This is a genomic window from Mycoplasma sp. 3392 (assembly GCF_053851755.1).
The window spans coordinates 352,418-374,261 of record NZ_JBSQBF010000001.1; the positions used below are offsets into that span (position 1 = coordinate 352,418).

Genomic DNA, 21,844 nt, shown 5'->3' on the forward strand with positions numbered 1-21,844 from the left:
TCAATCTTTTTAATTATAAAGAAATCAACTTGCTAATTGTATAATTGAAGAATGTTAAAAATTGAAGTTAAATACAGCGACAGAATAGACAAATACATTACAAATAATAGTGAAATTACGCGTAACGATGCGCAAGCTTTAATCAATGAAGGGGCAGTTAGCGTCGATGGTCAAAAAGTGAACAAAAATAAATTCATTGTCAATGAAGGACAAGTAATTGAGATTGAAAAATTGATTGATAAACAGGTAAAAATTGAGCCCCAAAATATTGGGATCAATATTGTTTATGAAGATGACAAATTGTTAGTTATTAATAAAAAAAGTGGGATGGTAACTCACCCTGCACCAGGAAATTACAAAGATACTTTAGTTAATGCTTTAATGTATCATTTCAAAAATAATTTGAGTAATGAAAATGGTTTAAACCGCCTTGGGATTGTACACCGTTTAGATAAAGATACAAGTGGACTTTTGTTAGTTGCTAAGGATAATGAAACTCACCGTTTTTTAGCAAAACAACTAAAAGATCACAAAATAAATCGCCGCTATCTTGCGATTGTCGATGGGATTATTGAAAACAAAATCACAAATATTGATTTACCTATTGGAAGAGATCCTAAAAATCGTCAAAAAATGGCTGTAACCAAAACTAATTCCAAAGAAGCACAAACAAAAGTAACTGTTTTGGACTATGTGAAAATCAAAGATAAAGATAAAACTCTTATTGAATGTGAGCTAAAAACTGGAAGAACACACCAAATTAGAGTTCACCTTTCTTACATAGGACACCCAGTTTATGGTGATCCTGTTTATGGAAAGGATGTAGATGATTTCAAACAAAGATTACATGCCTACAAAATAAGCTTTACTCATCCTAATGGCAACTACATGGAATTTGAAATTGAAATGCCTTGAAAAATGGATAAAGATATTCGCTTAAAAGGATATGATCAGTAATTTAGCAATTTAAGCCTTAGAGTGCTAAATGTGCTATAATTTTATTAATTGATAGGGGGTAAAATGTTTCCACTAATGCCGAAACCACCAACCAAAGAAGAATTGATGCGTGATGAAAAAGCAAAATTCAGACCTTGATTCATTTGAACAGGGATATTGCTATTCTTCTTCTTAGCTTCGACCATTGCCAACTTTGTAATTTCAATCATTCGCAGAAATTTCTATATAACTGCTTTTGTTAGTCTATTAAGACAAGCGAATGCTGATGCTGACCAAAGCAGAATAACTGCCACTGCAGTTCAAGAAGCAAATGTAATTATTATTTACCAAACTGTATTTTTATTAGTTACCTTAGCTCTATCAACAATATTTGTAATCAACTTTTTTAGAGCTTTAAAAGATAAGGATTATGGCAAATTTAATCCAACAATGATTAGCTATTCAATCCTAGTTATAGGTTTGATTTTCTTTAGTCAATACTCAATGTATTCACGTTTACAGACTTTGGGATCACAAGACTGAGTAGCCATTATTTCAATTTGCGAAATTATTTACTTTGTTGCTTGATGAATATTCTTCTGAAGAAAATGTCTGAATGTGATTCGTCAATTCAAAATGTATGAATTATGACAAAAACAACAAGAACTACAAGAAACTATGTTGCAAGGAATGAAAAATCAAAATGGACAATTCCCATTTTTCCCATTTGCACCGTCACAAGACAACGGAGAATCTAAACAACCACAATTTGAAAATAACACTGAACCACACACAGTTGCTCCTGAAAATAATAAGTCAGTGACAATGGATGAAAAAGAAAAAGAAATTTTTGACAAATACCCACAAGTGAAAGATTCAAAATATTGATCTTCATTAAAATCATTAACACGTGAGCAAATGCTAACAATGGCTCACCGCTTAAATATTTTTGAACCAGAAAATTTGTCAGATCTAGAATTAAAAGCAAAAATTACTATGATTTACATTGAAAAAGAAACAACAAAAAGCGAGGCTAACTAATGCTGTTTTTAAGTGAAGAAACTGCTAATACAACTCAAGAAGTAGCAACTAAAGAAAACAATAACAATTTAGCACAATTAGTAGTAGTTTTAGCATTGATAATTTCTGCTTGAATGGCATTTAAAATTGTGTCGTATTTTAAAAAAAGCTTGCAAATTTATCAAGCTGTACAAGGTGAAAAATTAAGAATAAAACACACATATGGACTAAAGAAAAACTTTAATATGTGAGTTTCTCCTGTTATAGCTTTTGCATTATTATTAGCAATTTTCATAGCAGGAATTGTGTTCTTGGCAATTGAATTGACCAAAAAGGAGCATAATTCAACATTATTAATTCTTTATAGTGTGTGAGCAGTAGTTTCAGTTGGAATAATTCTGGCCACTTCGCTATCAATGTTATTAATTTATAGAAAAGTGTACAGTTCTGAACTTTACCAAAATAAAAATTGATCTTCAATATTGAAGGGTGACTTAACAAGAGCATATGGTAATAATGAATATGTTGAAATTACTTTAGATGAAGAAGGGTTGAAAACTAAAAATTCAATGCTTTACAAAGCTCTTAGTCAAAGAATAGATCAATATAGATTGCTAGGTTCTAAATCTGTTCTAGAACAGTATAAAACAGTATTAGACATCAATTTTGTCGCAGAGTATTTACCACACTATGTTTCTGAATACACACTTTATGGAAATGTATTTAACCCAACAAGTGTTGATGACGAACAAAACATAGAGCCGTCAACACAAGATCCAAGCATTAGAGAACAAATCGCGTGAATGAATGCAATTGACAATAAATTTAGTGCTAAGAAAGATTTTGAACAATCAAAAGCAAATTTAGTGTCTGAGCAACCAAGATCGTCGCAAACTAGAAAAATTCAAAAAGCTAATCTTTATTTCATTAATACCAATGAATTTATGTGACTATCGTCAGAACCGTTTACAAAAATTAACGTTTTAGTAAATAATGAAAGACAAGCATTAAGAGTGCATGAATTACTAAAATTAATTAGTATTAATGCTTGAATTAAACTTAAAAACAATCTTTAATTTCTAAGGCAAACTAGCTAGTCTGGTTTGCTTTTAATTTAGCCCAAAAACAAAATAAAAAATTTTTTAGCACACCGGTTAAGTTGTTGTATAATTATGAATATTTTTAATTTCAATCAAAACAAAAATCATATAGAAAGGACACGATATGCCAACAATTAGTCAACTTATCACTAATGGTCGTAAAGATAAAGTTGTTAAACCAAAAGCACCTGCATTGCTATTGTCATACAACTCTTTACTAAAAAAAGATAAGAAAATTCCGGCACCATTCAAACGTGGTGTGTGTACTCGTGTTGGGACAATGACACCTAAAAAACCTAACTCAGCTACACGTAAATATGCTCGGGTAAGACTTTCAAACGGAATGGAAGTTACAGCCTACATCCCAGGAGAAGGACACAACCTACAAGAACACTCTGTAGTACTAATCAGAGGGGGAAAAGTTAAAGACCTACCTGGAGTTCGTTACACAATCGTTCGTGGAACACAAGATACAGCAGGAGTTAACAACCGTAAACAAGGACGTTCAAGATACGGTGCTAAAAGACCTAAAGCAGCAAAATAATTTAGTACATTTTTGAAATAAAGATATTAATACTTACATTTATTAAAAGGAGAAATCATGTCAAGAAAACGCCAAGCGCCAGTTCGTGATGTTTTAGCAGATCCAATTTTTAACTCAAAAATAATTACTAAATTAATTAATGGAATTATGCTTGATGGTAAAAAATCAATCGCTGAAAATATCTTGTACTCTGCATTTGAAATTGTTAAAGAAAAAACTCAAAAAGACCCAATGGAAGTTTTCAACCAAGCTATTGAAAACATTACTCCACAATTAGAAATTAGATCACGTAGAATTGGTGGAAGTAACTACCAAGTTCCAGTTGAAGTTAGTGCACGTAGAAAACAAACTTTAGCACTACGTTGATTAATCCAATATTCTCGTCTAAGAAGTGAAAAAACAATGGATTTACGTTTAGCAAATGAAATTATTGATGCATCAAACAAAGTTGGTGGATCAATCAAAAAACGTGAAGACACACACAAAATGGCAGAGTCAAACAAAGCCTTTGCTCACTTTAGATGATAATTTTTTAAGGTTAAGTTACTATGGGAAGATCAGTTCGCTTAGAAGACTACCGTAATATTGGAATCATGGCTCACATTGATGCCGGAAAAACAACAACAACAGAACGTATTCTATTCCACACAGGAAAAATTCACAAAATTGGTGAAACTCACGAAGGGGAAAGCCAAATGGACTGAATGATCCAAGAACAAGAACGTGGAATTACCATTACATCAGCTGCTACAACAGCTTTCTGAAAAGGAAAAAGAATTAACATCATTGATACACCAGGACACGTTGACTTTACAGTCGAAGTTGAACGTTCACTTCGTGTACTTGATGGTGCCGTAGCTGTTCTAGATGCTCAAAGTGGGGTTGAACCTCAAACTGAAACAGTATGAAGACAAGCTACAACATACAAAGTTCCTCGTATCGTTTTCGTTAACAAAATGGATAAAGCTGGAGCAAGTTTCAAAGATTCAGTTGCCTCAGTTAGAAGTCGTTTAAATGGAAACTGTCACGCAATCCAATTGAACATTGGAGAAGAGTCACAATTCAATGGAATCGTTGACTTAGTAGAAATGCGTGCTTATGAATTCGATGGGCAACCTGAAGAAAACATGAAGGATATTGCTATTCCTGAACACCTGGTTGAAGAAGCACAAATCATGCGTCAAGAATTAGTTGAAGCTGTTAGTGACTTCGATGAAGAATTAATGATGATGGCGCTAGAAGGAGAAGAAATTAGTGCTGAAAGATTGAAGCAAGGTATTCGTAAAGCTACCTTAACATCAGAATTCTTCCCAGCAGTTTGTGGAACCGCTTTCAAAAACAAAGGTGTTAAATTAATGATTGATGCTGCTGTTGATTATCTACCTTCACCAGTAGATATTCCAGCAATCAAAGGTCACCTAGGGGATGAAGAAATTTCAGTGCACCCTTCAGATGATGAACCTTTTGCAGCACTAGCATTTAAAGTTATGAACGACCCTTATGTTGGAAACTTAACTTTCTTCCGTGTTTATGCCGGAGTTCTAGAAAAAGGAAGTTATGTTAAAAACTCAACAAAAGATCAAAAAGAAAGAATTAGCCGTATTCTACAAATGCATGCTAACTCTCGTGAAGACATCAATGAAGTTAGAACAGGAGACATTGCAGCTGCCGTTGGTCTAAAATCGACAACAACTGGAGATACTCTAATCGCTGAAAAATCAGCCGACATTGTTCTAGAAAAAATGGAATTCCCAGAACCAGTTATTTCTCAAGCTCTAGAACCTGCTTCAAAAGCCGCTACTGAAAAACTTTCACTATCATTGCAAAGACTTTCAGCAGAAGACCCAACCTTCAGAACATATACTGATGAAGAAACAGGACAAACAATTATCGCTGGAATGGGAGAATTGCACCTAGATATCATTGTTGACCGTCTAAGAAGAGAATTTGGAGTAGACGTAAACGTTGGAGCACCTCAAGTTTCATACCGTGAAACAATTACTAAAACAGCAGATGTTGAAGGAATTCACAAGAAACAATCTGGAGGAAAAGGACAATACGGACACGTATGAATTAAATATGAACCTAACCCAGATGGTGGATTTGAATTTGTTGACAAAATTGTTGGAGGAAAAATTCCAAAAGAATACATCAAATCAATCCAAAAAGGTCTTGTTGAAAAAATGGAAATTGGTATTCTTGCAGGATACCCAATGATTGACATTAAAGCAACACTATTTGATGGATCATACCATGAAGTCGACTCTTCAGAATTAGCTTACAAAATTGCTGCATCTAAATCACTAACCAAAGGAAAAGAATTATTAGGAACTGTTCTACTAGAACCAATCATGGACGTTGCTGTTACTGTTCCTGAAGATTACTTTGGAGACATCATGGGAGATATTTCACGTCGTCGTGGACAAGTTCGTGGAGACGAAACACGTAGTGATGGAGTTCACATCATTAAAGCATTCATTCCACTAAGTGAAATGTTTGGTTATGCAACCGACTTGCGTTCAATGACAGCTGGACGTGGAAACTACCAAATGTGATTTGACCACTACGAAAAAATGCCTAAAAACTTATCTGATGAAATCATCAAAAAACGTGGTGGAAAAGTTAAAGTTGAAGAAGACTAATTATCTAAAAAAGCAAGCCAATAATAAGCTTGCTTTTATTTTGTTAAAATTTCTTAAGGTATTACATCATGAAATTACTTAAAATTCTTAGATTTAAAAAAAACATTTCTCGTGTCAAAAATCACTCTGAATGTAAGAGACTTTTATACGATAATATTAATTTAATAACCTTTGTTTATACGAACACGAGAAGAAACAAACCACAATTCAAAAATGCATTTTATGCTTTATTTGAAGTTGTTTTACTGGCTACATTTATTAGTGTCATTGCGTTGCCTTTTTTCAGTATTTATAATCTAGCTGTAAAACAAGAACCTAATAAAATGTATTATTTATGGATTTTTGTGGCTGCAAGTATATTGGCATTTGTTTCACTGCTGATAGTAAAAATAATCCAGATTATTTTCATTAATCATATGCACAAATTGTCCGAAATTATTCGTACCTTTTTGAAAAATGAAAAATTAGATAACAATGAAAATGTTATTCTAAACCAAATTGTTAATGAAAGATTAAACGTCTTTAAACTGGATTTTGCTCCTTACGCAAAACATTTTAATCTAAACAAATTGGATAAGTTTTTAGAAATGGTCGAAGATACTTTAGAAGTTGCAACTAAAGATAAACGTAAAAACATTTCAACTTGAGTATTGGAAAAGTTATCAATTTTAGCTATTTATTGCTTAGCTTTATTCTTACTGTTAGACTTTTTAATTGAATTGCAACTGAAATTGAGTAATAATCATCAAGAAATTTCGTCAGGTGGTTTTGTTTCGCTTGTTTCTAGTCCTTTGGTTTTGATTATTTTTCTTGTAACACATCATAGTAAAGTAAAAGTCACTAAAAAGATTTTTAAAGTTGCAATAGGTGCATTAGTTGCAAAACAATCAGATATTTATTTAAATCTTCAAGTTGAAAAAACCCTTGAAAAAATCAAGTACTATCGTTATTTATTAGAGAAAAATGAATTCAAGCAAAAATACATTTTTATGATTTTGCAGCAAATTAATATTTTTGCAAATAAAGACGTCGTACATGGAATGAACAAAAATTATAGTTACATAAAAATTGATATTATCAGTCAAAATTTAATGGCAATTCAGTCTTTTTTAGAAAAAACACAACAATAGAAAAATGGATTTTGCAGAAAATGTCGAACTTTTCGACATTTTTTTATCTACTTTTTACAACTTTTTTGTGTCAAAAAAATGAACAAAATCATACTTTTTTGTTTTTGTTGCATATAATTATTACTATGTAATAAAGGAGCATAAATGTCAGAAATACCAAACATCGATCAGTTCGAGAGTTTTAGTGATGAAATTAAATTCTTACTTGATAAAAATGAAATGAGTCAAAAAGAACTTGCTTTGCGACTGGGTTTGAGTTTAAAACATGTTAATAGTTTTTTAAATGAAGATAGCAATGTGATAACAACAGGAATAATTGAAGGTTTAGAATTTGTTTTTCAACTTCCTAACGGTTCACTTTGAAGGCATTATCAACTATATCGCAACCGTAAACAAGGTCTTGATATGGGGGATGACCTAAAAATTCATCTAGAAAGTTATGGAGTAAAATTTCTAATCAAAAATCCACAACTTTTAATTAAGCAAAACATTCAGATTCGTGAAGAAATGGAAGACTGAAGAAAATTGATGTTATTAAAAGAATTTTATGGGGTCAATAAATTAGAAAATTACAAAGAGTATTTGGAAAAACACATTTTGGCAGAATCTAAAAAATATTATAACAAGCCTAATACATATGTTTGAATTCGTTTCTGTGAATTGGGTATTGATCACAACCTAGAAGTTGGAAACTTTAGAAATAGTCAATTTAAAGTAACTCTAAAAAAAGTGCTGAACATTATGTCAAGTAGCGTAACTTTTAGTGAAAAGATCGAACTTTTAAAACATTTTCTAGCAAGCAAAGGGATAGTTTTAGTAACAAAAAAATATATAACAGGAGCAAAAATAAGAGGTATTACTCTTAAAAAACGTGCTAAACGTTACATTTTCTTGAATGACATTTACAATCGTGAAAGTTTTATTTTCTTTAACTTATTGCACGAAATTATTCATTGTTACCTACCAGATTTAAAAGAAGAAGAAATTGACAAAAAAGTTTTTGAAGAATATGATAATTGAGAAAGTCATGCTCATACAAACTATAAAGCAATTTATGATGCAATCATATCTATCAAACAAATCACAAGCCTAAGAGAAAAAAGCCCAAAAGCAGACATTTCACACATTTGAGAAACTATTCAACAAAAATATGAAAGTGTTAGTTTTGAAGAGGAATAATAATGGAAACCACAGAATTAAGAGAAAAGCTTTTGGCATCATTTCCAAGAAAATACTACAATGATCGCCACTACACACTTGACGAAGAAAAAAGAATAGTAATATTAGAACCTTTTTTTCATAATATGCTTTTTAAAAATGAACCAGGTTCATTCGCGGGATTTAAAAAAATTGGGGGTTCATCAATAGCTAAGGTTTTAAATACTGACGTTTTTAACAATCATTTTCAAGCCTTTTGCCATATAAGTCGTTTAGCGTTGCCAATGTTAGATCCTAAATATGTTAATGCAGGGGTTATTTTAGAACCTAAAATAATTGCAAAATTAGCAAGAGAAGCGAAAGTTGAAGTGCAAACATTTAATGCCCGTGAGTACAAGTATGACTATTTTGCTGACAAAAATAAATATGTCGGTGGTATTCCTGATGGTTTCATTGAGTCAAAAAATACAGTAGTTGAAATTAAAACTGCTGGTGTTAAAAAATGGGAAGAATGAAAGAAAAATGGTCCAAGTCTCGCTTATATCAAGCAAGCTCAGTTATATGCTTACTTGATGGGAGCTGAAAAATTTGGTATTTTTGCACTCTTTTTAGAAGAAGAAGACTATCAAGATCCAAATAAAGTTGATGTTAATAAAAGACATGCTTTAGCCAATATATACCCATTAGACGAAAAGCAAGCACGTGATGATTTAGAATACGTAATAAACTGATTTAAAAAAACAACTATTAATGGTTTTTCTGAACATTATGATCCAGTTATTGATGCTGATCAAATCGACTATCTGCGCTGTCGTAATGAAAATGACTGAGCAAAATTGCTGCTTAAGTGATATGAAAATGGAAAGGTTGTAATTCGTGACAAATAAAAAATACATTCAATATAAAGACTATTTTACATACAATGTTTCATCAGAGTACTGATTAACACACACTGAAGAAGATTTTTTACTAGAACATAATGTACAAAATGCAAGTTATTATGATGAAGACGATGATGAATTAGAAGACGATGATGAAAATAAAGAGTGAGCTAACTTCATAGGTCTTTTTGAAACTACTGAAGAATTCAACTACTCAGACAAATTTGGTCTTGATTTGTATCGCGCTCATGCTGACAACAAGGCTTTTAATTTAGTAAATAAATCTATCAACTTGTATATCAATAAATATTTTCAAAATTTCAAATCAGTAATAATTCCTCTTTCAACCAAACTGGAACAAAAAATTGAATTGACTAAAAAGCATTTAGATGACCCGAAAATAGAGGTAATTATTGGTCCAGTTTTTGAGTATAAAGATGCTTTGGCTAAACCTGCTGCATACAACAAAAAAACAGGTTTAATGTTAGACAAAAAACCAGTAGCTAAAAGCTCACTTGACAATCTTTTAAAAGGTTATTGAAATTGCCAGATAGCAAAACTTTCTGGTGTCAAAAATTTGACAAGTTATCGACTTCTTGTTTTTAATAAAGACGTAAACAGCACTCAAAAAAATACTTTAGATTTCTACTTGGCAAGTGAAGTGGCAAGCACGAAAAGTCAAAAAGAATTCATTGCCTGGTTAGACGACAGCAAAAAGTTTTCTTTCGATAAAGTAATTTTTGAAAATGACGGAAAAGTAAAAAAAGATTTACGATGTGCTGATGTTGAATACTTTATAAAAATAATTAAAGAGTTAAGAAGTAAAAAAGAAAAAACTTCTTATGTTCTAAGTGAGAAGGATGATTCAAGCAAATGATGCAAAAAATACAAGACAAAAACAAATCTTGTCTTCAACACCCTATATCCAACTTTTTCACATATTCATGGTTCATTTGTATCTAAAATAGCCGAAAAAATTTTTCACGACCAGCCATATGATGATATATTGCAAAGAACCACTTCTCAAGCTAATGCTCTCAACAAGATTTTAAGAAAAGAATCTACACTAAATGAGCAAGTGGTTGAAAATATAATTAAGCCATTAAGACAAAAAGATAAAGTGGTTGTTTGATACGATTTTGAAGGTTTTTCTATGCCTTATCCAATTTTTGATTACGCTTTGCCATATCGACAAATAGTTTTCCAAGTAAGTGTAATTAAAACAATAAACAATCAAATAATAAGCAAGGAAAATGTTGTCTTAGATCCTAGAAATCTTGAACTATCACAATATTTGGATTTTATTAAAACAATTTATGATCCTAATGCCTGTGCGTATGTAGTCTTTAACAAATCTTACGAAAATACTCGTTTAAGAGAAATGGTTGAACTTTACGAAATAACTAATTTAAAAACAGGCGGTAAAGCAATTTCACAAGAGCAAATTGATGAATTGAAAAAAATGGTTGACAAAATTATAAGTGAGGAACTGTGTGTAGATCTTGAAAATGTTTTCAATTACTCAAAAAATGCTATCTATTTCCACCAGCTAAGAGGTTTTTCTTCAATTAAAAAGATTGAAAAATTAATAACTAAATCAAAACTACAACTTCCTGTAATGATTACTCCTTATAGTGAGTTAGAAGTACAAAACGGAACAATGGCAATGACATATGCTATCTGCCGTTATGCTGACACAATTCAAGATAATAAATGAGAAGAAGTAGTCAATAATCTAAAAATATACTGTGAAAATGACGTTATGGCAATGATTATGGCATATCAGTTCATTGAACTAGTACTGGAAAAAGGTGTTAATATCATTGATAAGGACCTAAATATTTTTGAATAAAAAATCAGACCTTGCTAAAAAAGTCTGATTTTTTTTGCGGTCAAAATGATGATATGGTACACCGTACAGGGTTCGAACCTGTGACCCGAAGATTAAGAGTCTCCTGCTCTACCAGCTGAGCTAACGATGCATATACTTAAAATGATAGCACTTTTAAACAAAAAAGCACCAAAAGTGCTCTATAAAACTGGTTTAAAAATTCTCAATAAGTACTTAGCTATCAAACCGTTTTTCTTGTTCAACAACTTTTTAAGTTGCTTTTCATCATGTAAACGGTTGTAAGTTTCAAAAATATATTTTATATCTTTTGTTGCTTCACCACTGTAAAAATTGGTCACTTCAAATTGAGTATAGAAACTGCGATGGTCAAGATTTAAAGTTCCCAAATATGCTAATTCATCATCAACTAAAGCAATTTTTGAGTGTAAAAAGCAATTTTTTACTAATTTAACTTTTAGTCCTAGTTTAATCAGAGGTTTTAAACAAGAAATAGTTGCAAAATATACATATGCTTTATCTCACAGGCCAGGAATGTAAAGAGTAATATCAATTCCTTGTGCTAAAGCATCACTTAACGCCATCGAAAGTCTTTTACTTGGTATGAAGTACGGTGTCGATAATTTTATTGATTTGTCCGCTTCGCTTAGCATTTTAATCATTGTTGATTCTATAAATGGAAAATCACATGCTGGCCCGTCTTCAATGGTTGTGATAGCATTTTCATATTCATTATGTTCGCTATTTGATGCCAAAAAATAGCTTTCAATATTACCTATTTTTTTACCCGATTGTTTGTATCAATCATAGCCAAAAAGTCTTGTGTAATACTCAACTATTGGTCCTTGTAAGCTGATATTTGCGTCTTTTCAAATTCCATATTTTTTTGAAAAGTTAGCATATTCATCACTAATATTACATCCACCTGTAAAAACGTAATTGCCATCAATAATAACAAATTTACGGTGACTGCGATAGTTGGCATTTCCAGTAATAAAAGGAAAAGGGATTTTTTCAAACTGAACAATTTTTATTCCAAGATTTTCAAGTTCTTTAAATGTGCTACGTGGTAAGTCTCAAGAACCAAAATCGTCAACAATGATTTTGATTTCTAAACCTTCAGAAACTTTTGAAATTAGAATTTGCTTCAGTTCTTCAAAGATTTCTCCTGGCTTAATAATGTAAGTTTCTAAAAAGATGAATTTTTTAGCCTTTTTTAATTGGTTAAAAAGTTCTTGAAAAAAGAAATGTCCATTATCAAAAGTTATTATTTTAGCTGGATATATGTTTTTAGCATTCATTTTGGCAATTTTTTGTAACTTTTCGCAGTTGATGGACTCATTCAATTCATATGTTTTATTGTTTTGTAAAAATGAATTTCTTTCTTTTACATAATCTTCAAAGGACAAAACTTTTGAATATTTTTGTCCAAAGATAATATAAAGAATATGTCCAATTAAAGGCAATGAAATAAAAACAATAATTCAACTTTGCCTTGTTTCGTTTGGCCGATCTTGAGTAAAAACAATGATATTAAAAATTAAATTTAGAAAATAGATAGCAGCAAGAGTTGAAATTAAGGCAATATTGTTGCTGTTTTGAATTATTAAATATATGACTCCAAAGAGTCCTAGAATTAATATTAATAACAAAATATAATAGCAAACCAACTTTAATTTACGCTTATCCATAAGTAAAATTTTACAATTTTGTGCCATTTTTGTCTACTTTTAGGTCAAAAAAGTTATAAAAAAAATGGCGGGCTGGAGAGGATTCGAACCTCCGCGGGAATTGCTTCCCCTACAGTCTTAGCAGGACCGCCTCTTCGGCCTCTTGAGTACCAACCCAAATTTTGTATATCTATTATAACATGTTTTATGTATTTTGTTTTGTCTTTAGTTGCTGACCAACTAATCCAATTGTTGAGTAAACTTAAAAAATTTGTTATAATATTCAAGCGAAACAGCCAAACAAACAATAAAAATATTTTTTAAAAAGAAATTTATTTTTATGTATAATTATTAAGCAATTTAAAAGTTGCCGACATAGCTCAGCGGTAGAGCAGTTGGCTGTTAACCAATTGGTCACAGGTTCAATCCCTGTTGTCGGCGCCAGTTGGCCCTATGGTGAAGCGGTTAACACACATGGTTTTCATCCATGCATTCGCGGGTTCGAGCCCCGCTAGGGTCACCATTTTTTATCGGACGATTAGCTCAGTTGGGAGAGCATCGCCCTTACAAGGCGAGGGTCGTGGGTTCGAGCCCCTCATCGTCCACCATATGTTAAATCACCAAGCACACAAGTGCTTTTTTTATTTGCTTTTTTGTTATTATATTTGTGTATTATGGATATCAAAATTAAAAAACTTAGTGAAATGACAGGTTTGGAAGCAATGCATATCTTTGCTTTGCGTCAAAATGTTTTTATGATAGAACAGCAGTGTTTATATCAGGATATCGATGAAATTGATGCTACTGCCAGCCATACCTTTTACTATATTGGAAATGAAATTGCTTGTTATTTGAGATATTTTGAAAGTGATGGAAAATACAAAATAGGTAGAGTTATAACTAACCCACGTTATAGACGCCAGGGATTGATGCAAAAGTTTCTGTCTGAAGTGGTGCAAATTGTAAAGAATGTAGCACAACAAAAAGGGTTACAAATATGACTATCGGCGCAAGTTTATGCATTAGGTCTATATGAAAAATGTGGCTTTGTAACAGTAGGTTTTGAGTATTTAGAAGATGATATTCCCCACATCGATATGTGTCTTGCTGAAAAATAAAAAATTTTAAAAATTTGTTCTTTAAATTGTTATAATATTAAAGCAAATTAAAAGCCTCCTTAGCTCAGTTGGTAGAGCAACTGACTTGTAATCAGTAGGTCGTAGGTTCGAGTCCTATAGGTGGCACCATTTGCGCGAGTGGTGAAATTGGCAGACACGCTAGTTTTAGGCACTAGTGCTTCACGGCGTGAGGGTTCAAGTCCCTCCTCGCGCACCATATCAAGAAATTGACCAGAAAGCCCAAAGGGGCTTTTTTTGTTTCAAATTTGTCTTTGTTTATGTTAGGATACTAGATCCCTAGGAGGCAAATTTGAAAGTAGAAAATAGCAAAAAAGCAATTAGACCAATCTTAAAATGAGTTGAGGGTAAGCGACAATTATTAGATGAAATCTCCAGGTTGATACCACCAAAATTTAATTGATATTTAGAGCCTTTTGTAGGTGGTGCAGCAGTTTTGTTGGCAATTTTACCTAATAAAGCAATAATTAACGATCTTAACAAAGATTTAATAAATACTTATATAACTGTAAAAACACAATCTTATGAGCTACTAGAATTACTTAAAAAACACCAATCAAATAACTCAAAAGAATATTTTTATTACTTGCGAAATCAAGACAGAGATTCAGATTTTAGGCAAAAAGACTGTCTCTTTAAGGCTTCAAGGCTAATTTATTTAAACAAAACTTGCTTTAATGGCTTGTATCGAGTCAATAAACAAGGTCATTTTAATAGTCCGTATGGATATTATAAAAATCCAAATATAGCAAACAAAGAATCCATATTGGAATTATCTAGCTATCTGAATGAAAATCACATTGAAATATTTTGCAGAGATTATAAAGAAGTTCTTAAAGTGGCAAGAAACGGCGATTTTGTGTACTTAGATCCTCCATATATGCCAATATCTAAATCTTCATCATTTACAAATTACACAAAAGAAGGTTTTACTAAACAACAACAAATTGAACTAAAAGAAGAATGTGATAAATTACACTCACGTGGTGTGAAATTTTTGCTGTCAAATTCTGATCATGAGCTTATAAGAGAACTTTTCAAAGAATAGAAAATTAAAGCAATCCAAGCTAAAAGACTAATAAATAGTGTTGCAACCAAGCGAGGCAAAGTAAATGAAGTTTTAATTTGGAATTATGACTTAAACAATTAATGTTACACAAAGTAAAGATACAATCACTAGTAGAATAGTTTAAAAAAATCAAAAAGACAGCCAAAAAATAAGCAAATTATGCAATTTTTAAAAAATTGTTATAATTTGAAATATATATTTTAAATAAGGAAATTTATGTACGAACAACGCGAAGAAGTAGAAATAGTGGATGGAGTGAAAACAGGGAAAGCAATTTATTACTTTCGTTGTGGTTCAACCGAAACTTACTCATATGTTAATGGACAAAAAAATGGTCCTGCCAAAATGGTAGTTCCAAATGGTGATATTGCTGAATACACATATGTTGATGGTTTAGCACAAGGTCCTGGTTATTTACAATATGCTAATGGTGATCGTGAAGAATTTATTTATGTTGACAATCTAAAACACGGGAAAGCAACATTTTATAAAGCTAACGGTGATCGTGAAGAATGCAATTACAAAAACGACATGCTAAATGGGGATGCAACAACATACTATGCAAATGGTGATGTTGAACGTTACAAATACTCAACAGGTAAAAGACAGGGGGACGCTGTCTACATCACTAAGGATGGTAAAGAAAGCCACTATAAATACTTCTGAGGAAAGAAATACGAGGAATAAAATGAATGCAGTTTCAGATAAAAGTAGATTAGTATTAGTTTTATTATCTTGATTTTTAGGTTGACTAGGAATTGACCGTTTTTACGCCGGAAGAACAATGTTGGGCATTTTTAAATTATTAACTTTAGGACTTTGCGGAATTTGATGATTTATTGATTTTGTTCTAGCTTTATTAGGATCACAAAAAGATTCAAATGGAAAACTAATCGCCAAATGATAAAAAAGGCAAAATAAAAAACTCTCAACACGAGAGTTTTTTATTATTATTTTGAATTTTTACCGAATCTACGGTTGAATTTTTCAACTTGACCAGTAGCTTTAGCACTTGTACGGTTACCTGTATAGAAGGCGTGACAACTTGAGCAAACATCTAAAGAGATTTTACTTGCAGTTGTTCCGAATTCGTGTTCTGCACCACATGATGAGCAAGTTATTTTAATTTGTTGATATTGTGGGTGAATATCTTTTTTCATAATATGTTGCTCCTTTTAATGTTGTATTGCTTTATAATTCTACCAAAAAATTAACTTTTTTTGCTTTATTAATATAGAAGGCCGATAACGTATGCTTTAGTTCCGAGCGACCACATACCGATTTTATTTAAGATTGCTTGGTTTTCAGCATTTTCTAGCTCCATGTAAAATGTTGTGTCACTTGTGTAATATTTATTTTTTCTTTCCAAACTAATATAACGCTTAATTGCTAAACCCTTTGTTACTAAGTCTATGTTCAGCATATGCTGCTCGCTAAGGTAAATTTTTCCCAAAGATCGAGAGTATTTATCCTTTTTAGGATTTTTTGGCACTCACACGAAGTCTTTATTTTCAGTTATTAGTCTTTTTAATTCTTCTTTAGCTTTTGTTCCCCATAAATGTTGGTCTCCAGTAGTCAGTTCTCAACTTCCGTCAGGTGCATGTTTTCTTGTTTCTGGAGTGTCAATTCCACTGAATCTTCACTTAGTAAAATCATTGTTATTCTCAGTCACGATAGTATCACCATCGATAACTTCCGTCACTTTTGCTTTGTAATACTCACTTAAAAATTGTTGACTAAATTTTGTTTCTTCTTGTGGGTGTTTTGTTTCAACATTATTACATTTTTGGGCCGAAAGTAAAACAGTTGGAATCATCAAACTAGTTAGCATTAAAGGAAAAAACCATTTTTTAATTTTTGTCGCCATATACAAAATTATTTCACTTTCTCTTCCATTAATATAAAAATGAAAAAAAATCAGGGAATGAAGCCCCTGATTATTAACGATTTGTATTCTCAATTGGTCGGTTAATGGTTCATCTTCCATCTGCTAAGCGGAAAAATTTACCATCAATAGTCAACAATTTATACAATTGCCCTCTTTTTAATTCATCAATTTCATCTTCACTAAAATTATTATCGTTTTGTGAGAATTGTTCGATTCAAGATTGAATAAATTTTTCACGAACGTATTGATAAATTTGCTCAAAAGTAAGATTTTCTTTATTCATTGTTTTAAAAGCTTCTAGAGAAGTTGAAAGCATTGTTTCATTTTGCATTGTTATACTCCTTAATCCCCAAAGCACTTGTGTTTCTAAATTTAAACATTAATAAGAATTATAAAAATTAATTAAGAAAGAATGAGAAAAGTTTATTTAAAGAAAGAAAAAAACAAAATGTTGAATATTAAAATACACAAGAAGGTATACAAAACACAGTGTGGGGTCTTGAATATTTATGTTAATAAACTATAATATTATTGTATAAATATTTTTTTGCGTGTAGCTGTTGTTTATACCACCAAATTGAGTTAGTGGTTTTTATCACAAAAATAAATTTGCAAATAAAAACAGTGTAATTTTACCATAAAATTTCGAATTACACAAAAAAATTTATTTATGCAAACAACAAAATTTATTAATTTAAAGATCTATTAAAAAACTATTTAAGGAAGGCAATAAATGTCAGTTTTTAATGAAAAATTTAAGGGAATCAACGTCTACAGTGAAGTTGGTGAACTTGAATCTGTATTAGTACATGAACCAGGGCGAGAAATTGATTACATTACCCCTGCTCGACTAGATGAACTATTGTTCTCTGCTATCTTGGAAAGCCATGAAGCAAGAAAAGAACATAGATCATTCGTTGAATCACTAAAAGGACATGGAATCAATGTAGTTGAACTACTAGATTTAGTAACAGAAACCTACGAACTAGCTAGTCCGGAAGCTCGTAAACAATTTATCGAAGACTTCTTAGAAGATTCAAACCCAATTCTAAGTGAAGAAAAGAAAGCTCTTATTAGAGAATTCTTCAGCAAACTTTCACCAAGAAAAATGGTTGAATACATGATGTCAGGAATCACAAAATATGATTTAAACATTGAATCAAAACACGAATTAGTTGTAGATCCAATGCCAAACTTATATTTCACACGTGACCCATTTGCATCAGTAGGTAATGGAGTTACAATTCACTTCATGCGTTACAAAGTACGTCAAAGAGAAACATTGTTCTCATTATTCGTTTTCAAAAACCACCCAAAACTAGTTAATACTCCTATTTATTACGAACCAAGTCTAAAACTTTCAATCGAAGGTGGGGACGTATTCGTATACAACGAAAAAACACTAGTTATTGGAGTTTCAGAAAGAACAGACCTAGATACAATTGAATTATTAGCTAAAAATATTAAAGCTAACCCAGAAGCAAAATTCACACGTATTGTTGGGGTTAATGTTCCTAAATGAACAAACTTAATGCACCTAGACACATGATTGACAATGTTAGATAGAAACAAATTCTTATACTCACCAATCATGTTAGATGTTCTAAAATTCTGAGAATTTGATTTAACAGAGGATGAACCAAAACGTAAAGAAAGCGGAGCATCTCTATCAGACTTATTAGAATCAATTATCGGTGAAAAACCAGTTCTAATTCCTATTGCAGGAAAAGGTGCAACTTTAATGGAAATTGAAAGAGAAACACACTTCGACGGAACAAACTACTTAGCTTTAGCTCCAGGAGTTGTAATTGGTTACTCACGTAACGAAAAAACAAACAAAGCTTTAGAAGCTGCTGGAATTAAAGTTATTCCATTCCACGGAAATCAATTATCACTTGGAATGGGAAATGCTCGTTGCATGTCAATGCCTTTATCAAGAAAAGACCTTAAATAAAAATTAATAAATTTATATTTGTGAACATTCATAAAATTATTAGCGTTTATAAAAAAACAACTTAAACCCATTTAAATTCATTCTTTTTCTTAATTTTTATAAACAAACAACAAAACAGTAATAAGAAAAACTTATTACACAACATACGAAAGGATAAACAATGTCTGACGAACAATTAGTTGTGACTGCTGACAAGAAAAAGAAAATTAGTTTCTTTTCAGCAATTTTAATTGTTATCGGTTCATCAGTCGGAGCAGGAATTTTCCTACGGGCAGATAAAGTACTTGCAGAATCTGCTGGAAACATTTTCTGATCTATCTTAGCTTGGGGACTAGCAGCATTTGCGGTTATTGCCATGGCAATAGCACTTGTTGAAGTTGCTTCAGGTCGTAATGATAACCTTGGTATGATTGGGTGAAATAAAGCGTTCAACAGTCTTTACATCTATAAAGCATGTAAAAACTTCATGACTTTTATTTACTTACCTTTCACTTACTACTTTATGCCACTATATGTAATTATTCAAATGCAAGACGCTGCTGGAGGATTTGTCACAGATGGTGGTTTACTAATCAATAAAGCATTCGGAAATAATGACTGAATTATTATGATGCTTTTTGCTTTAGGAATTTCATTCTGATTCTTATTTACATCAGGATTAAGTTCAAAAGCAGGAAACATTCAAAACTTAGTTGTTACTGCTATTAAATTCTTCCCACTTATCGCAGTAACCATTATTGGATTAGTATTTGCTGGTCAAAAACTATCTGAACAAGTCAGTGATGGAAGCACAGTCACTGTCGGTCAACAAATGACACAAATTAAATGATGAAATCCACAATCAACAAGCCTAGCAAAACTATCACCAATCTTTGGTATCTTCACAAGTATGGCTGCTATCTTCTTTGCATATGATGGATTTTATGTAACAGCCGGAGTTCAATCAGAAATGGCTGAACCTAAGAAAACACCACTTGCTCTAGTTATTGGACTAGTAACTGTAACTATTATTTACTTGATTCTTGCTGTTACAATGACAATTGGTGCTGCTAGTGGAGGATTCTATGGATTCTCGGATCAACTAAAATCAATTAAAGCAAGTTGATTATTTGGATTAATTAACTTTGCTATTGCAATCGGAATCTTAGGAATCATTAACGGATTCACAATGTGATGTACTCGTTTCATTGAAGACTTAATAAACGAAGGTGAGTTGTGAGTTCCACTTAAAGTTCATGCAAAAATGCAAAAAGCAAAAACTCCAATCGTCGGAACTATCTATGCAATCATTCTAACAATTCCTGTTACTCTAATCTTTAATGTTGTTGGATCACTTGCTTACTTCCCAGGTGGATATGACGGTTTATATGGTTCAAGAAACTTCAATTCAAATATGAACTTCTCTGACTTAATGGCTAACTGAATGGCTGTTATCTCGTTCGCGTTCATTATTGTTGCTATTTTTGGAACAATCAGAAACCGTAAATTGAACTTTATTAAAGTTGAAAAAGGAAAACACACAGTTTGAGCAGGTTGAGTTGGTATTGTATTAGTTGCTTTAGCATTAGTTACTTATGCAATTAATCCATATGTATCAATTGCTTTAACTGAAAAACAAATCGAAAACTACTTTGACCCTAAAGTAGGACTAATTACAACAGTAGAAAAAACAAAAGACATGACTGATGCTGCTTTTGTTAAAGCTCAATGAAAATTATTAGAGAATTTACACTATGAATGAATCGGAAACATCGTAACAGCAATTCTTCTTCCTTCATTTGTATTAATTATGTTCGGACTTGTTCCTATTGAAAAAGCAGTAGTTTACAAGAGAGCTAAAAAATACGAAAAAAGACTTGCTAAAACTTCTGATCCAGTTCTAAAAGAAAAATTAGAAAAATTAATCAGCTTCAACAATCTAAGAATTCAAACTTTTGAAACTGCACGTTAATTAGCATATATTGAACACAGGATAAGCCAAGTGCTTATCTTGTTTTTTATTCTTGCTTTTGCTATATAAAAAGCTTAGTCTTTTTGACTAAGCTTTAAAACTATTTTTTAAGTCTTAACTTATTTTCTGTTTTATTTACCAATCTTTTAATATTGGTGCGATGCATAAAAATAACTATCAAGTCAGCAACAAGTAAGACAATACCTGGAATATAAAACCAATCTTTATTAATTGAGCAAACACCAAGAGGTCCAGAAGCAATTCAAGGAATAAATGCCAATAAAACTAGTATGAATGGAACAACTATTGAACCAAGTGAAACATATTTTGTTATTAATACAACACTTAAAAATAAAACAATACCAATGAATAGTAAGATGATGTTGGTTGCAATAACCATTCCTAAGAAACAAGCAGCTCCTTTACCACCTTTAAATTTAAAGTAAATAGGTCACACATGTCCAACCAAGGCACCTAGACCAGCAATCAATGGAATCAATGAAATACTGATGCTTAAGTCTCTGATTACTCATCTTTGCAAAAAAACAACGAAAAAACAAGGTAACATCGCTTTTAAAACATCAAAGCAAAAGACAACTAAAGCAAATTTCTTACCGTAGACTCTTAAAGCATTTGTTGAACCCGCATTATTTGAACCTTGTGATCTGATATCTTCTTTTTTAAGTTTTTTAGACATGATAATTGATAGATTTATTGAACCAATAAAATATCCTGCAATAAAAATAAAAATGTTAATTCATCAATATGGCATTACTCTATTATATAAGGTTTAAAAATGGCAAACAAAAAACAAAATATTTTTTGTACTTTTTCAATTAATTCACATAGTATTAGAGTTAAACATTACCTTGCTTTTGTCAATGATTAAGTCTACTCACTTGTAAGTCTTTGAGGT

21 protein-coding genes and 7 tRNA genes are annotated in these 21,844 nt (G+C 31.6%); 21 read left to right on the top strand and 7 right to left on the bottom strand.

Annotated elements, in window-relative coordinates:
• Window positions 1-51 precede the first annotated feature (51 nt).
• The 10 genes from ACWXVV_RS01405 (at window position 52) to ACWXVV_RS01450 (ending at window position 11,263) form a co-directional block, all read left to right on the top strand.
• Window positions 52-957: an RluA family pseudouridine synthase gene (locus tag ACWXVV_RS01405; RefSeq protein WP_455978953.1), complete on the top strand. Its 906-nt coding sequence runs from the start codon at window positions 52-54 to the stop codon at window positions 955-957.
• Between the two features lie 63 nt (window positions 958-1,020).
• Window positions 1,021-1,977 (top strand): hypothetical protein, encoded by a 957-nt coding sequence (locus ACWXVV_RS01410; RefSeq protein ID WP_455984524.1) that lies wholly within the window; start codon window positions 1,021-1,023, stop codon window positions 1,975-1,977.
• Entirely contained in the window at window positions 1,977-3,032 is a 1,056-nt protein-coding gene (locus ACWXVV_RS01415) for a hypothetical protein (RefSeq protein ID WP_455978955.1), read from the top strand. Before ACWXVV_RS01410 ends, ACWXVV_RS01415 begins: the two co-directional genes overlap by 1 nt.
• Window positions 3,033-3,180: 148 nt before the next feature.
• Window positions 3,181-3,600, top strand: coding sequence for a 30S ribosomal protein S12 (gene rpsL / locus ACWXVV_RS01420; protein ID WP_438341369.1), 420 nt, complete (start codon window positions 3,181-3,183; stop codon window positions 3,598-3,600).
• Window positions 3,601-3,657: 57 nt separating this feature from the next.
• Window positions 3,658-4,128, top strand: coding sequence for a 30S ribosomal protein S7 (gene rpsG / locus ACWXVV_RS01425; protein WP_438341368.1), 471 nt, complete (start codon window positions 3,658-3,660; stop codon window positions 4,126-4,128).
• 20 nt (window positions 4,129-4,148) lie between these two features.
• A complete protein-coding gene (fusA, locus tag ACWXVV_RS01430; protein WP_438341367.1) occupies window positions 4,149-6,242 on the top strand; it encodes an elongation factor G in 2,094 nt (697 codons plus the stop codon).
• Window positions 6,243-6,310: 68 nt separating this feature from the next.
• Window positions 6,311-7,372, top strand: coding sequence for a hypothetical protein (locus ACWXVV_RS01435; protein WP_455984523.1), 1,062 nt, complete (start codon window positions 6,311-6,313; stop codon window positions 7,370-7,372).
• A 144-nt stretch (window positions 7,373-7,516) separates the two neighbouring features.
• Window positions 7,517-8,551, top strand: a complete 1,035-nt coding sequence (locus ACWXVV_RS01440) for a hypothetical protein (protein WP_455978957.1) — start codon at window positions 7,517-7,519, stop codon at window positions 8,549-8,551.
• Between the two features lie 2 nt (window positions 8,552-8,553).
• Window positions 8,554-9,417: an MAGa7180 family putative nuclease gene (locus ACWXVV_RS01445; protein ID WP_455984522.1), complete on the top strand. Its 864-nt coding sequence runs from the start codon at window positions 8,554-8,556 to the stop codon at window positions 9,415-9,417.
• Window positions 9,407-11,263, top strand: a complete 1,857-nt coding sequence (locus ACWXVV_RS01450) for a DUF2779 domain-containing protein (protein WP_455984521.1) — start codon at window positions 9,407-9,409, stop codon at window positions 11,261-11,263. Before ACWXVV_RS01445 ends, ACWXVV_RS01450 begins: the two co-directional genes overlap by 11 nt.
• Window positions 11,264-11,317: 54 nt before the next feature.
• Here ACWXVV_RS01450 and ACWXVV_RS01455 read toward each other — a convergent pair.
• The 3 genes from ACWXVV_RS01455 to ACWXVV_RS01465 form a co-directional block, all read right to left on the bottom strand.
• A tRNA-Lys gene (locus ACWXVV_RS01455) sits at window positions 11,318-11,393 on the bottom strand.
• A gap of 49 nt (window positions 11,394-11,442) precedes the next feature.
• Complete coding sequence (gene cls, locus ACWXVV_RS01460) at window positions 11,443-12,951, bottom strand: cardiolipin synthase (protein ID WP_456012459.1); 1,509 nt, start codon at window positions 12,949-12,951, stop codon at window positions 11,443-11,445.
• Between the two features lie 65 nt (window positions 12,952-13,016).
• Window positions 13,017-13,107: transfer RNA gene (locus ACWXVV_RS01465), tRNA-Ser, on the bottom strand.
• A gap of 192 nt (window positions 13,108-13,299) precedes the next feature.
• On the opposite strand from ACWXVV_RS01465, the gene ACWXVV_RS01470 reads away from it, so the two are divergent.
• The 9 genes from ACWXVV_RS01470 to ACWXVV_RS01510 all read left to right on the top strand — a co-directional run bounded on the left by ACWXVV_RS01470 (window position 13,300) and on the right by ACWXVV_RS01510 (window position 16,042).
• Window positions 13,300-13,374, top strand: a tRNA-Asn gene (locus tag ACWXVV_RS01470).
• 3 nt (window positions 13,375-13,377) lie between these two features.
• Window positions 13,378-13,453, top strand: a tRNA-Glu gene (locus tag ACWXVV_RS01475).
• A 9-nt stretch (window positions 13,454-13,462) separates the two neighbouring features.
• A tRNA-Val gene (locus ACWXVV_RS01480) sits at window positions 13,463-13,538 on the top strand.
• A 66-nt stretch (window positions 13,539-13,604) separates the two neighbouring features.
• Window positions 13,605-14,048, top strand: a complete 444-nt coding sequence (locus ACWXVV_RS01485) for a GNAT family N-acetyltransferase (RefSeq protein WP_455978960.1) — start codon at window positions 13,605-13,607, stop codon at window positions 14,046-14,048.
• 53 nt (window positions 14,049-14,101) lie between these two features.
• Window positions 14,102-14,177 (top strand) — tRNA-Thr (locus ACWXVV_RS01490).
• A gap of 3 nt (window positions 14,178-14,180) precedes the next feature.
• Window positions 14,181-14,265 (top strand) — tRNA-Leu (locus ACWXVV_RS01495).
• 93 nt (window positions 14,266-14,358) lie between these two features.
• On the top strand, window positions 14,359-15,114 hold the full coding sequence (locus ACWXVV_RS01500) for a DNA adenine methylase (RefSeq protein ID WP_455984519.1): 756 nt from the start codon (window positions 14,359-14,361) through the stop codon (window positions 15,112-15,114).
• Window positions 15,115-15,351: 237 nt separating this feature from the next.
• Entirely contained in the window at window positions 15,352-15,822 is a 471-nt protein-coding gene (locus ACWXVV_RS01505) for a hypothetical protein (protein WP_438341359.1), read from the top strand.
• Between the two features lies 1 nt (window position 15,823).
• Window positions 15,824-16,042, top strand: coding sequence for a TM2 domain-containing protein (locus ACWXVV_RS01510; protein WP_455984518.1), 219 nt, complete (start codon window positions 15,824-15,826; stop codon window positions 16,040-16,042).
• A gap of 43 nt (window positions 16,043-16,085) precedes the next feature.
• Here the strand turns inward: ACWXVV_RS01510 and rpmE are convergent, their stop codons facing one another.
• From rpmE to ACWXVV_RS01525, 3 genes are all read right to left on the bottom strand, one after another.
• On the bottom strand, window positions 16,086-16,295 hold the full coding sequence (gene rpmE / locus ACWXVV_RS01515; protein WP_438341357.1) for a 50S ribosomal protein L31: 210 nt from the start codon (window positions 16,293-16,295) through the stop codon (window positions 16,086-16,088).
• A 68-nt stretch (window positions 16,296-16,363) separates the two neighbouring features.
• Window positions 16,364-16,966, bottom strand: a complete 603-nt coding sequence (locus ACWXVV_RS01520; RefSeq protein ID WP_455984517.1) for a thermonuclease family protein — start codon at window positions 16,964-16,966, stop codon at window positions 16,364-16,366.
• 109 nt (window positions 16,967-17,075) lie between these two features.
• Window positions 17,076-17,354, bottom strand: a complete 279-nt coding sequence (locus ACWXVV_RS01525; RefSeq protein ID WP_455967769.1) for a hypothetical protein — start codon at window positions 17,352-17,354, stop codon at window positions 17,076-17,078.
• Between the two features lie 402 nt (window positions 17,355-17,756).
• Here ACWXVV_RS01525 and arcA point away from each other — a divergent pair, with 402 nt between their 5' ends.
• Both arcA and ACWXVV_RS01535 read left to right on the top strand, forming a co-directional pair.
• Window positions 17,757-18,977 carry an arginine deiminase gene (gene arcA, locus ACWXVV_RS01530; RefSeq protein WP_438341354.1) on the top strand — a complete coding sequence of 407 codons (1,221 nt, stop codon included), beginning with the start codon at window positions 17,757-17,759 and terminating at the stop codon, window positions 18,975-18,977.
• 160 nt (window positions 18,978-19,137) lie between these two features.
• Entirely contained in the window at window positions 19,138-20,928 is a 1,791-nt protein-coding gene (locus ACWXVV_RS01535) for an amino acid permease (RefSeq protein ID WP_438341353.1), read from the top strand.
• 100 nt (window positions 20,929-21,028) lie between these two features.
• On the opposite strand, the gene plsY is transcribed toward ACWXVV_RS01535, so the two are convergent.
• Window positions 21,029-21,700 carry a glycerol-3-phosphate 1-O-acyltransferase PlsY gene (gene plsY, locus ACWXVV_RS01540; protein ID WP_455984516.1) on the bottom strand — a complete coding sequence of 224 codons (672 nt, stop codon included), beginning with the start codon at window positions 21,698-21,700 and terminating at the stop codon, window positions 21,029-21,031.
• Window positions 21,701-21,844 lie beyond the last annotated feature (144 nt).